The sequence below is a fragment of the Neobacillus niacini genome (assembly GCF_036961885.1).
Lineage (GTDB): Bacteria > Bacillota > Bacilli > Bacillales > Cytobacillaceae > Neobacillus > Neobacillus niacini_H.
Map to the genome: position 1 here is coordinate 19,925 of NZ_JBALNQ010000034.1, position 372 is coordinate 20,296.

The following is a 372-nucleotide window of genomic DNA, read 5'->3' on the forward strand; positions in this document are numbered from 1 at the left end:
ATAGACGAATCATGAATAGGGAAGGATACAAAGGCAGAAAAGAATCAGATAAACCGTCCCTATTTTTTCTGTTAAAATGGGAAATAACTCAAAATGACTTAAAGGAAAGGAAAAATATGAATTATATAAGTAACAGCCTGTTAGAATTAGAAATGGATCCTACGATTGCCGGGTATCTTTCAATCGTTATTATGATTTTTTTTATAGCTACTCTCTGTATAATAGCGAATTTTATCACGAAAAAGGTCGTATTTAGGGTGGTTACTCATATTGTGACCAATAACAAGTACACCTGGGATGATATGCTTTTGGAACGAAGGGTTTTTCAAAGGTTGTCTCATATTGTTCCGGCTCTCATTATTTATTATTTTG

1 pseudogene is annotated in these 372 nt (G+C 33.1%); it reads left to right on the top strand.

Features of this window, described 5'->3' with window-relative positions:
* Nucleotides 1-116: 116 nt before the first annotated feature.
* A pseudogene (locus V7124_RS15565) lies at nucleotides 117-372 on the top strand (mechanosensitive ion channel family protein); the annotation flags it as partial.